The sequence below is a fragment of the Bradyrhizobium sp. WSM2254 genome (assembly GCF_000472645.1).
Classification (GTDB): domain Bacteria; phylum Pseudomonadota; class Alphaproteobacteria; order Rhizobiales; family Xanthobacteraceae; genus Bradyrhizobium; species Bradyrhizobium niftali.
In genome coordinates, this window is sequence record NZ_AXAB01000001.1 from 84299 (window position 1) to 98510 (window position 14212).

Below are 14212 nucleotides of genomic sequence, written 5' to 3' on the forward strand. Positions count from 1 at the left end.
CCGGTAATTGACAGCACACACACTTTTCATTTTGCACTGCAGCAACTATCTGGTTTGGGTTGACGTTGGAAGTCGCCCACCAGGAGTTGCCGTGTCGTTAACCAGAAATGTCGATCTCTTGAGACGTCTGCCCAAGATGGACGGTCTGCGCTTTGCCGACTTCGGCCGCAGCGCGGATGCGTCCAGTCCGTTGGAGGAAGTCACGGACTTCGGCGACAATCCCGGCAATCTTCGCATGTTCGCATTCGCGCCGGCGCAGTTGCAGATGCCGCGCGCGCTCGTCGTGGTGCTGCATGGCTGCGGACAGACCGCAGCTGCTTACGATCTCGGCGCGGGCTGGTCGACGCTCGCACGGCACTACGGCTTCGCGCTGTTGATGCCCGAGCAGCAGCGCGCCAACAACGGCAACACCTGCTTCAACTGGTTCAATCCGGAAGACACTGCGCGCGACAGCGGCGAGGCGCGCTCGATCCGCGAGATGATCGCGCATATGGTCAAGACCCGCCGCATCGATCCCAGGCGCGTCTTCATCACCGGCCTCTCCGCCGGCGGCGGCATGACGTCGGTGATGCTCGCGACCTATCCGGACGTCTTCGCGGCCGGCGCGGTGATCGCAGGCCTGCCCTATGGCATCGCCTCGAATTTGCGCGAGGCGCTTGACGGCATGTTCCATTCGCCGGCGCGTCCCGCGCGCGAGCTCGGCGATCTCGTGCGCAACGCTTCCGATTATCGCGGCCCCTGGCCGAAGATGTCGGTGTGGCACGGCAGTGCCGACCGCACCGTCAATCCCGGCAATGCCAACGAGATCGTCAAGCAGTGGCTCGATCTGCACGACCTGCCAGACGTGCCGATGGCCGAGACCAATGTCGACGGCTATCCGCGCCAGGCCTGGTGGAACAAGGACGGCGAGACGCTGGTCGAGTCCTACGCCATCACCGACATGGCGCATGGCACGCCGCTTGGGTTAGCCGACAACGACCAGCGCTATGGCGTCGAAGGCGCGTTCCTGATCGAGGCCGGCATCTCCTCGTCCTATCACATCGCAAAGTTCTTCGGCCTGACCGGCTGGATTCCGGACGCGGCGAAGAAGAAGGCGGAGGCAAAGCCTGCAACGCCGAAGCCGGCGCTGACGCCCGCGCCGCATCTGGCCCGCTCGATCCGCGCTGCTGTTGCCGAACCGGTCGAGCCGAAGCGCGAGGACGCCCGTGGCTTCGACCTCGGCCAGATCATCACGCGCGCGCTGACCGCCGCGGGGTTGATGAAGTAACTGTCACTCGTCGTCCCGGCCTAGTGCGCAATTGCGCACTAGGCCGGGACGACAGCGGAATTCGTGGCGACGCCGTCGCGTCACTCCTGCAAAGGCAACGCCGTCTGATCGACCCACTCGATCGGCGCCACCGTCACCTCGCCGCCGGCGACCTGTCGCGTCATCTCCTGATAGGCCCTAAAGAAGTCGCGCGATTGCAGCGCTTTTTGCGCGGCATCGTCGGTGACGCTGGCGAGGTGGAAGTAGTTGCCGTCGTCGCGGTTCTTGAGGACACGATAACCGATCCGTCCCTTGAGCTCCGGATCGCCGTCGATCGCCTTGATGAAACGGCTGATCTCCTGGTGCCAGGCCTCCGTGGTGCCGTTCCTGAATTCGTATCGGATCATGAAGTGCTTCATGTGACGCTCCCTGTTCGTCATGTGCGTCATCATCTGCGCCTTGCGCGCGATCCTGCAAGTATGGACAAAATTGATAGTATGGACTTTTTCGCCGTCGCTCCTATCCTTGTCGCATAGCGTTTTCGAGCGAAGTGGATGCCGGTTCGCGTAAAGAAAACGCGTCAAAAAAGAATGGTCCGGCTGCGCATGGAGGAGACGACATGGCAAAGGTCATTCCGGCGCGCACCTGCCCGATCGCGGCCTTTCAGAAGTTGATCAGCGGCAAGTACAAGCTGCGCATCGTCTGGGACCTCAAGAACGGTCCACGTCGCTATGGCGAGATCAGGACCGGCCTGTTGCGCGGCACGGCCGGCAGCGCGGAGATCACCCCGCGCGTGCTCAGCCGCGAATTGAAGGCGCTGACGCAAAGCGGCCTGATCGACCGCAAGGATTTCGGCGAGGTGCCGCCGAAGGTCGAGTATCGCCTCACCCGCAAGGGTAAGAGTTTCGTGCCTGTGGTCGCCGCGATCCGCGACTGGGGCGACCGTAACCTGAGTGAACCCGCGGCCCTCGCAGACGCCGCGGAATAAGTGCTCACATCTCGCCGGTGATGAACGGATTGGTCATCCGCTCCTGGCCGATGCTCGAGCCGGCGCCGTGGCCGCAGATGAAGCCGACGTCATCGCCGAGCGGCAGCAGCTTGGTCAGAATCGAGTCGATCAGCGTCGCGTGACTGCCGCCGGGCAGGTCGGTGCGGCCGACCGAGCCTGCGAACAGCACGTCGCCGACATGGGCAAATCGTAATTCCTTGTTGAAGAACACCACGCTGCCGGGCGAATGGCCGGGGCAGTGCAGAATGTCGAACTGCAAGCCGCCGATCGACACGGTGTCGCCCTCCTCCAACCAGCGGTCCGGCGCGAAATTGCGCACGCCGGTCATGCCGAAGCGCGCGCCGCTCTCCACCACATTGTCGAGCAGGAACTTGTCGGCCGCATGCGGTCCCTCGATCGGCACCTTCAGCGCATCGCGCAATTCGGCGGCACCGCCGACATGGTCGATATGGCCGTGGGTCAGCCAGATCTTCTCCACGGTGACGCCGGTCTGCTTGATCGCGTCCAAAATCTTCGGCACGTCCCCGCCTGGATCGATCACCACGGCCTTCTTGCCGGGCTCGTTCCAGATGATGGTGCAGTTCTGCTCGAACAGCGTCACGGGGACGATGATCGCGCCGGCCTTGGCTTGCGAGGACTCTTGCGAGGATCCTTGGGTGTCATTTTGCTCGGTCATGGCGCCACAATGCCGATTTTTGCCATGCCGCCAAGCAAAAGATTCGTGGCCCAGCCCCGGAACGGCCGCCTCGGCCGTCACACGGCCGTCCCAATTCGCCTGCTGGTTTGAACCGGGGGCGTTGCTTCCGCGTTCTCTCGCGCGAGGCAGTTTTCGGGTGGGTTCTCCGACATGGCACAGGGCGAGGTGAATTGGTGGCGCGACGGCATCTTCTATCAGGTCTATCCGCGCTCGTTTCAGGACAGCGACGGTGACGGCGTCGGCGATCTCGCCGGCATCTTGCAGCGGCTGCCTTATGTGAAGTCGCTCGGCGTCGACGCGATCTGGCTGTCGCCGATCTTCTCTTCGCCGATGGCCGATTTCGGCTACGACATCTCCGACCATACCGGCATCGATCCGCTGTTCGGCACGATGGCGGATTTCGACGCGCTGCTCACTGCCGCGCACGAGAACGGTCTGAAGCTGGTCCTCGACCTCGTGCCCAACCACACCTCGGACCAGCATCCCTGGTTTGTCGAGAGCCGGTCCTCGCGCGACAATCCCAGGCGTGACTGGTACGTCTGGCGCGATCCGGCGCCCGATGGCGGCGTGCCGAACAACTGGGTGTCCGAGTTCGGCGGCAGCGCGTGGCAGTTCGACGAGACGACAGGTCAATATTACTACCACGCCTTCCTCGCCCAGCAGCCGGACCTCAACTGGCGCAACCCGGATGTCCGCGCCGCGATCTACGACGTGATGCGGTTCTGGCTTGAGAAGGGCGTCGACGGCTTTCGCGTCGACGTGATCTGGCACCTGATCAAGGACGCCGAGTTCCGCGACAATCCGCCGAACCCGCATTATGTCGAGGGCCGGCCGGCGCACGAGAAGATCATGACGCAATATTCCACCGACCAGCCGGAGGTGCATGACGTCATCGCCGAGATGCGGCGCGTCACCGATGCGTATCGCGCCCGCGTGCTGATCGGCGAGATCTATCTGCCGCTGCACCGGCTGATGGCCTATTACGGCAACGATCTCACCGGCGCGCAGATGCCGTTCAACTTCGCGCTGCTCTCGACCTTCTGGAGCGCGCGCTCGATCGAGAAGATCATCGACGATTACGAGAAGGCGCTGCCGAAAGGCGCCTGGCCGAACTGGGTGCTCGGCAATCACGACCGTCCGCGCGTCGCAAGCCGCGTCGGGCCGGAGCAGGCCCGCGTCGCTGCCATGCTGCTGCTGACGCTGCGCGGCACGCCGACGCTCTATTACGGCGACGAGATCGGCATGCATCAGCTCGCGATTGCGCCCGAGGATGTCCGCGATCCCTTCGAGAAGAACGTGTCCGGCATCGGCGTCGGCCGTGACGGCTGCCGCACGCCGATGCAGTGGGATTCCTCGAACTTCGCCGGCTTCTCGGACGTCCGGCCGTGGCTGCCGCTGCCCGAGGATCATATCCACGAGAACGTCGTCAATCTCGAAGCCGATACGCGCTCGATCCTCAGCCTGTACAAGCGGCTCATCGTGCTGCGAAAGAGCAGCTCGCCCCTGTTGGCGGGCAGCTATCATCCGATCGCGGCGCAGGGCGATCTCTTGATCTACCGCCGCGAGGCCGAGGGCAGGGCGGTGATCGTGGCACTCAATCTCGGTCCCGACCCGATCGCCGTCACCACCAGCGCGATCCGCTTCGGCAGCGAGATCCTGCTGTCGACGTTCCTCGATCGTGAGGGCGAGCGGCTGGAAGGGGTGTTGGATTTGCGCGGCAATGAGGGGGTGGTGGTCGTGCCGCCCGCCTAATCGTCGTCCCGGGGCGCGCGAAGCGCGAGCCCGGGACCCATAGCCACAGGGCGCGGTTTTGCGAAGACTCGGAGTTATCAGTTCGCGCCACACTCTTCCCTGGGGTTATGGGTCCCGGCCTTCGCCGGGACGACGGCGTTGTGTGTGGCTTACCCCGGATGCCTCTTCCCTCGCACCGTGGTCTCGTCGATATCACTGCGCTTCAAGAGATAGTCCAGCCCGCCGACCCGGTACCAGCGATAGCCATAGGGCTCCAGCACGACGCGGTGCTGGCCGCGCTTGTCGGCGTGGCTGTGGTCTTCCGCGAGCAGATTGATCAGGTGCGCGCCGGCATCATCGGGCAACCCCGTTGAAAACGCGATCTCGCGCGGCTTCTCATCGAGATTGTGCACGAACAGCACGGAATTGTTGCGCCAGTCGTAGCGCATGATGAAGACGGCGGGATCGCGCGTCGCAATGATGGCGAAATCGCCCCAGCCGATCTCCGGCACCTCCTTGCGCATGCGGACGATGCGTTCGGTCCAGTTCAGCATGGAATTGGCATCGCGCCGCTGCTTGGCGACGTTGACGTGCGGAAAGCCGTAAGGGCCCTTGTCGATGACGGGACACGCCGGCTTGTCGTTCTTGGTGAAGCCGCCATGCGGCTCGGTCGACCATTGCATCGGCGTGCGCGCGCAATTGCGCTCCGGCAGTGAGAGATCGTCGCCCATCCCGATCTCGTCGCCATAGCGGATCACGGGCGTCCCCGGCAGCGTGCACATCAGGCTGTAGGCAAGCTCGAGCCGCCTGCGGTCGCCGCCCAGCATCGGCGCGAGGCGGCGGCGGATGCCGCGGTCGTAGAGCTGCATGTCCTTGTCGGGGCCGAAGCTTTTGAACACGGTGTCGCGCTGCGCCGGGGTCAATCGCCCGAGATCGAGCTCGTCGTGATTGCGCAGGAACAGGCCCCATTGCGCCGAGGCCGGCCGCGGCTTGGTCGCCTTCAGCGCCTTCGCCAGCGGACGCGAGTCGCCGGATGCCAGCGCATAGAACAGATGCTGGTTGACGTGGAAGTTGAACATCATGTGCATGCGGTCGCCGTCGCGGCCGAAATAGTCCATGTCGGTTTCCGGCAGCACATTGGCCTCGGCGAGGATGATGGCGTCGCCCTGACGCCATTGCAGGAACTCGCGGAACGCGCGCAGCATGTCGTATTGCTCGACCGGCTTCTTCAACCTGGCGCCCTTGGTCGCGATCACGAAGGGGACGGCGTCCATGCGGAAGCCGGAGACGCCGAGCTGGATCCAGAACCCCATGATCTTCAGGATCTCGGCCTGCACGTGCGGGTTCGAGGTGTTGAGGTCGGGCTGGAAATCGTAGAAGCGATGGAAATACCAGGCGCCGGCGTCCTTGTCGCGCGTCCAGGTCGATTTCTGCACGCCGGGAAACACCATGCCCTTGTTGGCATTGGCCGGCTTCGTGTCGGACCAGACATACCAGTCGCGATAGGGCGAATTCCTGTCGCGCCGCGCTTCCTTGAACCAGTGATGCTGGTCCGAGGTGTGGTTGACGACGAGGTCGATGATGATGCGGATGCCGCGCTGCTTGCAGCCATGGGCGAACTCGACGAAGTCGCCGAGCGTGCCGTAGCGGGAATCGACGCTGTAATAATCGGCGATGTCGTAGCCGTCGTCGCGGCCCGGCGAAGTCTGGAACGGCATCAGCCAGATCGTGGTGATGCCGAGGCCGCAGATAGTCGAGCCGCCGCAGCAGGCCCTTGAAATCACCAACGCCGTCGCCGTCGGCATCCATGTAGGTGCCGACCGAGAGGCAGTAGATCACGCCGTTCTTGTACCAGAGATCGTCGATCATGCGCGAGCAGCCTCGATGCTCCGCCGAGGTGCGGCGGCTGCGTGATAAGTGCGAGGGCAGGGGGAGGTTCCCGCGCCACCGTCGTCCCGGCGAAGGCCGGGACCCATACCGCGTGATCTATCAATGGAGCGCGGTATTCGTAGCGCGGAACGGCCCACCACAAGTCTTCGTCAAACGTCTCCCTGTGGGTATGGGTCCCGGCCTGCGCCGGGACGACACTGAGAACGGAATCGGCTAAACTCGCCCCATGGACAACAGCGCCCGCAACATCGCCCTCGTTCCGCCGCCAGACCGCCGCCAGTCGGAGACGGCGCTCGCGATCGCGCGCGGCACGGCGCGGCTGCTGCGCTCGCTTGGTTTCTCCTGCATCAGCGAATTGCCGCTGCCCTCGGGCCGGCGCGCCGATCTGGTGGCGCTGAACGAGCGCGGCGAGATCTGGATCGTCGAGATCAAGTCGTCGGTTGAGGATCTGCGCGCCGATCAGAAATGGCACGAGTACCGCGCCCATTGCGACCGGCTGTTCTTCGCCTTCACGCAGGACCTGCCGTGCGAGATCTTTCCGCAAGACACCGGCCTGATCATCGCCGACGCCTACGGCGCGCATCTGCATTGCGAGGCGCCCGAGCACAAGATCGCGGCCGCCACGCGCAAGCAGATGACGGTGCGCTTTGCGATGGCGGCAGCGCTGCGGATCAACCGGCTGGTCGATCCGCAGGGGCACGCGGATTTCTGGGAATGAATGCGTAGGGTGGGTTAGCGTAGTTTCGTAGCCCGGATGGAGCGAAGCGCAATCCGGGACAATCCCATCCAGGCGCGACAGCCCCGGATTACGCTGCGCTCCATCCGGGCTACGCAGACGCCGTAGGGTGGGCAAAGCGAAGCGTGCCCACCATCCAAGCCGATCAGAATTTGAAACAGAGTTGGTGGGCACGGCGCTACGCGCCTTTGCCCACCCTACGACACCATTACCTTGGCGCGCGCTTGGCCAAAATCCGCTGCAACGTGCGGCGGTGCATGTTCAGCCGCCGCGCCGTTTCCGAGACATTGCGGTTGCACATCTCGTAGATGCGCTGGATGTGTTCCCAGCGGACGCGGTCGGCGGACATCGGGTTGGTCGGCAGCTCGGATTTCTCTGCGCTGGTCGACAGCAGCGCGGCGACGACGTCGTCGGCATCCGCGGGCTTGGAGAGATAATCGATCGCGCCCATCTTCACCGCGGTCACCGCGGTGGCGATGTTGCCATAGCCGGTCAGCACGATCGCGCGTGCATCCGGGCGCTTCTTCTTCAGCGCCGAGACCACGTCGAGGCCGTTGCCGTCGCCGAGGCGCAAGTCGACCACCGCGAAGGCCGGCGCCGCCTTGCCGATCTGCGCAAGACCGTCCGAGACGGTGTCACACGACGTCACCGCAAACCCGCGGGTCTCCATGGCGCGCGACAGCCGCTCCAGAAACGGCTTGTCGTCCTCCACGATGAGAAGCGAGCGGTCGGTCTGTTCGTTCAGTTCGGCGATTGCGTTCAAGGTTTGGTCCTCTCTCCTGCGCGTCCACATATGGCCTCGCAATCGGCCGGCGCCAAGGCCGCCAATGGTCGATCGGGCCCTCTGTGCGACGCAAGGTCGCGCCCTATCCTATTGTTTCTTCAAGCGTCTCGATAGCCTCAAAACGCTGTCGCGGCCACGTGATCTGGACCACCGCTCCGTGTTCCGGGAAGATCCGGTTGGTAAACGAGACCTTGGCGCCGGTGCGTTCGAGCAGGGTGCGCGCGATGAACACGCCCAATCCGAGCCCGCGCCGTTCGCCGCCGGCATCATCCTGGGTGCGCCGCCGCGACAGATAGGGCTCGCCGATCCGGTTGAGGATATCGGGCGGAATGCCGGGGCCGTCGTCGGAGATCAGGAGCTCGATCGTGTCCTTGTTCCACCAGGCGTTCACCTCGGCGGTGGTGCGGGCGAAATCGACTGCGTTCTCGACGATGTTGCCGACGCCGTAGAGGATCGCCGGGTTGCGCGAGCCGACCGGCTCGGCGAAGGCGGCCACCGCGATCCTCACCTTGATGTCGACGCCGAAATCGCGATGCGGGGCCACCACCTCCTCGATCAGCTCCGACAGCTTCATGCGGTCGAACGGCGCACCGGTGGAGGAGAGCTGGGTGATCTTGCTGAGGATGTCGCGGCAACGCTGGGTCTGCTCGCGCAGGGTTTTCAGATCGGCGGCAAAGCCCGGGTCCTTCACCGTCTTTTCCAGCTCGCGCGAGATCAGGAATATCGTCGCGAGCGGCGTGCCGAGCTCGTGTGCGGCGGCGGCGGCGAGGCCGTCGAGCTGGGTCAGATGCTGCTCGCGCGTCAGCACCAGCTCGGTCGCGGCCAGCGCATCCGCAAGCTTGCGCGCCTCCTCGGTCACCTGGAACGAGTAGAGGCTGGTGACCCCGATCGCGAGCACGATCGAGAGCCAGACGCCGACGAGATAGATCGGCGGCAGCACCAGCGGATCGTCGGAATCCCACGGCAACGGCAGGTGGTAGAAGAACAGCACCGAGGCGCAGGCGACCGCCAGCACGCCAAGCCCGAAGGTGAAACGGGCCGGCAGCGCGGTCGCCGAGATCAGCACCGGCGCGAGGAACAGGAACGAGAACGGGTTCTGGAGCCCGCCGGTGAAGAACAAGAGTCCGGCCAGCTCCACGATGTTCAGCGCGAGCAGTCCGGCCGCCTGCATCGGCTCCAGCCGCTGCAGCGGATTGGAGACGGCCTGGAGCCCCAGATTGAGCGCGGCCGACAGGGCGATGATGCTGACGCAGGGGACGATCTCGACATTGAACTCCAGCCCCTGCGCCACGATGAAGATCGCGGCGAGCTGGCCCAGCACCGCGAGCCAGCGCAGCCGCAGGATGGTGTCCAGGCGGATATGCCGCTGCGCGGGACGAAAGTCGGAAGCGGCAATTTCGGTCATGTCGGCCAATGTGGCGGTGCCTTCTTGTCACAAACGCGCGGCTGGTGGAACCACCCGGATTACAAGTCTTGCGCTGTCAGCTGCAATAGCAGAAGAACGGCCCAGCATGACCGGGAACGACAAAGCTTCAAGTCCGCCGACTGTCGCGGAGCGCAGCTCCTCTGCGGCAATTGCGGTCGATCACCTCGTCAAGGTCTACAAGCAGACCCGCGCCGTCGACGACATCTCGTTTTCGCTGCCGCGCGGCAGCATCACCGGGCTCTTGGGCGGCAACGGCGCCGGCAAGACCACGACCATCGCGATGATCATGGGCCTGGTGCTGCCGACCTCCGGCCGCGTGCAGGTGCTCGGTCACAGGATGCCCGAGGAGAGCGCTTCGGTGCTGGGCCGGATGAATTTCGAGAGCCCCTATGTCGACATGCCGATGCGGCTCACGGTGCGCCAGAACCTCACCATCTTCGGCAAGCTCTATGCGGTGAAGAATCTCGCGGGCCGCATCGCCAGGCTCGCCGACGATCTCGACCTCACCGAATTCATCGACCGCGCCAACGGCAAGCTCTCCGCCGGCCAGAAGACCCGCGTCGCGCTGGCGAAGGCGCTGATCAACCAGCCCGAGCTGCTGCTGCTGGACGAGCCGACCGCCTCGCTCGACCCTGACACCGCCGATTGGGTGCGAGCCCATCTGGAGCGCTATCGCAAGGAGAACAACGCCACCATCCTCTTGGCCTCGCACAACATGCTCGAGGTCGAGCGTCTCTGCGACCGCGTCATCATCATGAAGCGCGGCCGCATCGAGGACGACGACACGCCCGAGGCCATCATGGCCCGCTACAACCGCACCACGCTGGAGGAGGTGTTTCTGGACGTCGCCCGCGGCCGGGTGAACGGAGCTCAGGAGGCGGCGCGATGAGTGAGCCCCTGTGTTTCGGCCGTAGCCCGGGTGAGCGGAGCGATACCCGGGAACGCCGCCAGCAAAGTCCCGGATGTCGCTTCGCTCATCCGGGCTACGCGGTGCAGCCATGAGCGAGCTCTTGTGTTCTAGTCGTGATCGTAGCCCGGATGGAGCGCAGCGTAATCCGGGACCCCCGTCGCTTGTGGCACAATTCCCGGATTGCGCTTCGCTCCATCCGGGCTACGTGGTGCGCCGATGAGCGAGATCTCCCTTCACCGCGGCATCTCCATGCAGCGCATCGGCGCGATGATCCTGCGCTATTGGTACCTGTTGATGTCGTCCTGGCCGCGGCTGCTCGAGCTGCTCTACTGGCCGGCGCTCCAGGTCATCACCTGGGGCTTCCTCCAGCTCTACATCGCGCAGAACGCCAATTTCTTCGCGCGCGCGGGCGGCACGCTGATCGGCGCCGTCATCCTCTGGGACATCCTGTTCCGGGGACAGCTCGGCTTCTCCATCTCCTTCCTGGAGGAGATGTGGGCGCGCAACCTCGGCAACCTCATGATGAGCCCCTTGAGGCCGATCGAGTTTCTGCTGTCGCTGATGATCATGAGCCTGATCCGGCTCGCGATCGGCGTGATCCCGATGACGCTGCTCGCGCTGTTCCTGTTTCACTTCAACGTCTACAGCCTCGGCCTGCCGCTGATCGCGTTCTTCTGCAATCTGATCTTCACCAGCTGGTCGGTCGGCATCTTCGTCTCGGGGCTCGTGCTGCGAAACGGTCTCGGCGCCGAGAGCATCGTCTGGACCCTGATGTTCGCGATCATGCCGCTCGCCTGCATCTACTATCCCGTCAGCGTGCTGCCGGCCTGGCTGCAAGTCGTCGCCTGGGCGCTGCCGCCGACCTATGTGTTCGAGGGGATGCGCGCGCTGCTGATCGAGAACACCTTCCGCACCGACCTGATGCTGGAGGCGCTGGCCATCAATGCGGGCCTTCTGGTTGCATCTTTTGGGGCATTCCTTGCCCTTTTGCGCAGCGCCAGGAAGCACGGCTCGCTGCTGTCCGCCGGCGAATAGTTTCACTTTCCCGTGGATTCAGGCTGATTTAACCGTCTTCGCTACGTAGATGTACGGGGACGATGCATTGACGCAATATTACGCATTCGGCAGTATGCTGCGATGCGAAGAGGGATATAGCGATGCCTATTGGTGAGTTTGGCGGCGCGCCGCCCCTGGCTGCAGAAGGCAGTCCGGTTCTGACGACGCCGATGTACTGGATGTACGAGATGGCGCACGCCTCTCTCAATCCGGCACGTGCCGTCACCGACGCGACCAAGCTCCTGTTTCAGAATCCCCTCAATCCCTGGGCGCGCACCGAGGTCGGCAAGTCGGTCGCCGCGGCCTGCGAATTGTTCGAGCGCACCACGCGCCGCTACGGCAAGCCGGAATGGGGCCTCAACGACACCGAGGTCAACGGCATCCGCGTCCCCGTCGAGATCCGTTCGGTCTGGGAAAAGCCGTTCTGCCGGCTGCTCTATTTCGATCGCAAGTTCACCCGTCCGCTGCGCAGCCCGCAGCCGCGCGTGCTGATCGTAGCCCCGATGTCCGGCCACTATGCGACGCTGCTGCGCGGCACGGTCGAGGCCTTCCTGCCCGCGCATGAGGTCTACATCACTGACTGGGCCGATGCCCGCATGGTGCCGCTCAGCGAGGGCCGCTTCGATCTCGACGACTACATCGACTACGTCATCGAGATGCTGCACGTTCTCGGCGGCAACACCCATGTCATGGCGGTGTGCCAGCCCTCGGTGCCCGTCGTCGCCGCCGTCTCGATCATGGAGGCGCAGCGCAATCCGTTCGTGCCGACCTCGATGACGCTGATGGGCGGCCCGATCGACACCCGCCGCAATCCGACCGGCGTGAACGACCTCGCCCAGCAGCGCGGCATCGACTGGTTCCGCAACCACGTCATCACCAAGGTGCCGTTCCCGCATCCAGGCATGATGCGCGACGTCTATCCGGGATTCTTGCAGCTCAACGGCTTCATCAGCATGAATCTCGACCGGCACATGGATGCCCACAAGCAGCTCTTCGCCCATCTGGTGAAGGGCGACGGCGATCTCGTCGACAAGCATCGTGAGTTCTATGACGAATATCTCGCGGTGATGGACCTCTCCGCCGAGTATTACCTGCAGACGGTCGACACCGTGTTCGTGAAACACGCGCTGCCGAAGGGCGAGATGACCCATCGTGGAACCCGCGTCGATCCCTCCAAGGTCAAGCGTGTGGCGTTGATGACGGTCGAAGGCGAGAACGACGACATCTCCGGTCTCGGTCAGACCGAAGCTACGCACACATTGTGCAGCTCGATCCCCGATCATCGCCGCGTTCATTACGTTCAGAAGGGCGTCGGACATTACGGCGTGTTCAACGGCTCGCGTTTCAAGTCGGAAATCGTGCCACGGATTCACGACTTCATGGTCTCCGCAGCGAATCCGAGCTCGTTGCAGGCTCTCGCAGCCGAATAGAGCGTTTTCGAGCGAAGTGGCGACCGGTTCGCGTGAAGAAAACGCGTCAAAATTGGAATCCAGAGCCGTTCCGATTCGATCGGGACGGCTCTGGGCGCGTATTTCGGCTTTCCCGTCGAAAATTCGGCTGCTGCCGGAGGTTCCGGCAGGGCCTGTTGCCGTCCAGATTCGCGGTATTTAGGTAGCCTTATAGGAGTGAGTCCCCCCTCACCCCTTGGGGGTGTCGCATGCATCCAGCGGGGGCGAAAAAAGCGGGTTCCAACCCCAGTCTGTAGGGTCTCCCGGACGCCAGACCCCTGTATATTGGGCAAATGATTTGTTTTTGCGCCGAGCGCTTTCCCTGGCGGCGGTTATGGCAGAATCCGGGCGAACTCCTGCTCCCCGGACTCACAGACATGGCCACTCGCGCACTCCTCTATCGGCGGCCCCACGAGCCAAAGACCCTCGTCATCACCCATGGATCGCAGTTTTTTGCGATTCGGCTGCGTCGGCACAGACGCGCGCGCCGTTACACGCTCAGAATTCATCCGAGCGATCGCGAAGCCATCCTCACCATGCCGCCGCGCGGCACGCTCGCGGAAGCCAAGGACTTCGCGCAGCGTCACGGTGCATGGATAGCGGCACGTCTCGGGCGTTTGCCGAAGGCCGCGCCGTTCCAGCCTGGCACAGTGATACCGCTTCGCGGCGTTTCCCATCGTATCGTTCATCGCGCCGGTGCGCGCGGCACGGTGTGGACCGAGGTGCGCGACAGCGGCGAACGCATTCTCTGCGTCGCCGGCGGGGTCGAACATGCCGACCGCCGCGTCCATGACTTCCTCAAGCGCGAGGCGCGCCACGATCTCCAGCGTTCGGCCGAAGCCTATGCCGGCGAGCTCGGCGTCAGGGTCAAGCGCCTGTCGATCCGCGACCAGTCCAGCCGCTGGGGCTCCTGCACCTCGGCGGGCTCGCTGTCGTTCTCGTGGCGCCTGATCCTCGCGCCGCCCTTCGTGCTCGACTATCTCGCCGCGCATGAGGTCGCCCATCTCGTCGAGATGAACCACTCGGCGCGGTTCTGGCGTGTGTGCGGCAAGGTGTGCCCCTCGATGGAGCGCGCCAAGAAGTGGCTCGACACGCACGGCAATGACCTGCACCGGTACGGGGTCGAGGACTAGGGCCGCTGTTCGCCTCACTCTTCCGTCGTCCCGGCGAAGGCCGGGACCCATAACCACAGGGAGAAGTTTGGCGATGGCTGTTAGTTACTCCGCTTCGTTGGGGCAAGCACCGCGCATAATCGATAGATCGCGCGGTATGGGTCCCG

The 14212-nt window shown here is 64.1% G+C and carries 12 protein-coding genes and 1 pseudogene; 8 read left to right on the plus strand and 5 right to left on the minus strand.

Annotated features, from left to right (window positions below):
* Window positions 1-91 precede the first annotated feature (91 nt).
* Window positions 92-1267 carry a PHB depolymerase family esterase gene (locus A3M7_RS0100410; protein WP_027542128.1) on the plus strand — a complete coding sequence of 392 codons (1176 nt, stop codon included), beginning with the start codon at window positions 92-94 and terminating at the stop codon, window positions 1265-1267.
* Between the two features lie 80 nt (window positions 1268-1347).
* Here the strand turns inward: A3M7_RS0100410 and A3M7_RS0100415 are convergent, their stop codons facing one another.
* A complete protein-coding gene (locus A3M7_RS0100415; protein WP_245284182.1) occupies window positions 1348-1665 on the minus strand; it encodes a hypothetical protein in 318 nt (105 codons plus the stop codon).
* 200 nt (window positions 1666-1865) lie between these two features.
* On the opposite strand from A3M7_RS0100415, the gene A3M7_RS0100420 reads away from it, so the two are divergent.
* Window positions 1866-2234 (plus strand): helix-turn-helix domain-containing protein, encoded by a 369-nt coding sequence (locus A3M7_RS0100420; protein WP_027542130.1) that lies wholly within the window; start codon window positions 1866-1868, stop codon window positions 2232-2234.
* A gap of 4 nt (window positions 2235-2238) precedes the next feature.
* Here the strand turns inward: A3M7_RS0100420 and A3M7_RS0100425 are convergent, their stop codons facing one another.
* Window positions 2239-2931 carry an MBL fold metallo-hydrolase gene (locus tag A3M7_RS0100425; RefSeq protein ID WP_027542131.1) on the minus strand — a complete coding sequence of 231 codons (693 nt, stop codon included), beginning with the start codon at window positions 2929-2931 and terminating at the stop codon, window positions 2239-2241.
* Between the two features lie 171 nt (window positions 2932-3102).
* Here A3M7_RS0100425 and A3M7_RS0100430 point away from each other — a divergent pair, with 171 nt between their 5' ends.
* Window positions 3103-4704 carry an alpha-amylase family glycosyl hydrolase gene (locus A3M7_RS0100430; protein WP_027542132.1) on the plus strand — a complete coding sequence of 534 codons (1602 nt, stop codon included), beginning with the start codon at window positions 3103-3105 and terminating at the stop codon, window positions 4702-4704.
* 149 nt (window positions 4705-4853) lie between these two features.
* Here the strand turns inward: A3M7_RS0100430 and A3M7_RS0100435 are convergent.
* Window positions 4854-6552: pseudogene (locus A3M7_RS0100435) on the minus strand (alpha-amylase family protein).
* A gap of 247 nt (window positions 6553-6799) precedes the next feature.
* Between A3M7_RS0100435 and A3M7_RS0100440 the strand changes: the two are divergent.
* Window positions 6800-7291, plus strand: coding sequence for an MmcB family DNA repair protein (locus A3M7_RS0100440; protein ID WP_027542133.1), 492 nt, complete (start codon window positions 6800-6802; stop codon window positions 7289-7291).
* 226 nt (window positions 7292-7517) lie between these two features.
* On the opposite strand, the gene A3M7_RS0100445 is transcribed toward A3M7_RS0100440, so the two are convergent.
* Both A3M7_RS0100445 and A3M7_RS0100450 read right to left on the minus strand, forming a co-directional pair.
* Window positions 7518-8072, minus strand: a complete 555-nt coding sequence (locus tag A3M7_RS0100445) for an ActR/PrrA/RegA family redox response regulator transcription factor (protein ID WP_008141807.1) — start codon at window positions 8070-8072, stop codon at window positions 7518-7520.
* Window positions 8073-8175: 103 nt separating this feature from the next.
* Window positions 8176-9498 carry an ActS/PrrB/RegB family redox-sensitive histidine kinase gene (locus tag A3M7_RS0100450; RefSeq protein ID WP_027542134.1) on the minus strand — a complete coding sequence of 441 codons (1323 nt, stop codon included), beginning with the start codon at window positions 9496-9498 and terminating at the stop codon, window positions 8176-8178.
* A 106-nt stretch (window positions 9499-9604) separates the two neighbouring features.
* Here A3M7_RS0100450 and A3M7_RS0100455 point away from each other — a divergent pair, with 106 nt between their 5' ends.
* The 4 genes from A3M7_RS0100455 (at window position 9605) to A3M7_RS0100470 (ending at window position 14066) form a co-directional block, all read left to right on the plus strand.
* Window positions 9605-10408 (plus strand): ABC transporter ATP-binding protein, encoded by an 804-nt coding sequence (locus A3M7_RS0100455; RefSeq protein WP_027542135.1) that lies wholly within the window; start codon window positions 9605-9607, stop codon window positions 10406-10408.
* Between the two features lie 237 nt (window positions 10409-10645).
* The gene (locus tag A3M7_RS0100460) at window positions 10646-11464 is read left to right on the plus strand and encodes an ABC transporter permease (protein WP_027542136.1); all 819 of its coding nucleotides are present in this window, start codon (window positions 10646-10648) and stop codon (window positions 11462-11464) included.
* A gap of 122 nt (window positions 11465-11586) precedes the next feature.
* Complete coding sequence (locus tag A3M7_RS0100465; protein ID WP_027542137.1) at window positions 11587-12915, plus strand: polyhydroxyalkanoate depolymerase; 1329 nt, start codon at window positions 11587-11589, stop codon at window positions 12913-12915.
* A gap of 311 nt (window positions 12916-13226) precedes the next feature.
* Window positions 13227-14066, plus strand: coding sequence for a M48 family metallopeptidase (locus tag A3M7_RS0100470; RefSeq protein ID WP_027542138.1), 840 nt, complete (start codon window positions 13227-13229; stop codon window positions 14064-14066).
* The last annotated feature ends 146 nt before the right edge of the window (window positions 14067-14212 follow it).

Excerpts from the sequence above, each read along its gene's own strand:
- A3M7_RS0100415 (WP_245284182.1), bottom strand. The coding sequence starts at position 1,665 with ATGAAGCACTTCATGATCCGATACGAATTCAGGAACGGCACCACGGAG.
- A3M7_RS0100420 (WP_027542130.1), top strand. The coding sequence starts at position 1,866 with ATGGCAAAGGTCATTCCGGCGCGCACCTGCCCGATCGCGGCCTTTCAG.
- A3M7_RS0100425 (WP_027542131.1), bottom strand. The coding sequence starts at position 2,931 with ATGACCGAGCAAAATGACACCCAAGGATCCTCGCAAGAGTCCTCGCAA.
- A3M7_RS0100430 (WP_027542132.1), top strand. The coding sequence starts at position 3,103 with ATGGCACAGGGCGAGGTGAATTGGTGGCGCGACGGCATCTTCTATCAG.
- A3M7_RS0100440 (WP_027542133.1), top strand. The coding sequence starts at position 6,800 with ATGGACAACAGCGCCCGCAACATCGCCCTCGTTCCGCCGCCAGACCGC.
- A3M7_RS0100450 (WP_027542134.1), bottom strand. The coding sequence starts at position 9,498 with ATGACCGAAATTGCCGCTTCCGACTTTCGTCCCGCGCAGCGGCATATC.
- A3M7_RS0100455 (WP_027542135.1), top strand. The coding sequence starts at position 9,605 with ATGACCGGGAACGACAAAGCTTCAAGTCCGCCGACTGTCGCGGAGCGC.
- A3M7_RS0100460 (WP_027542136.1), top strand. The coding sequence starts at position 10,646 with ATGAGCGAGATCTCCCTTCACCGCGGCATCTCCATGCAGCGCATCGGC.
- A3M7_RS0100465 (WP_027542137.1), top strand. The coding sequence starts at position 11,587 with ATGCCTATTGGTGAGTTTGGCGGCGCGCCGCCCCTGGCTGCAGAAGGC.
- A3M7_RS0100470 (WP_027542138.1), top strand. The coding sequence starts at position 13,227 with ATGATTTGTTTTTGCGCCGAGCGCTTTCCCTGGCGGCGGTTATGGCAG.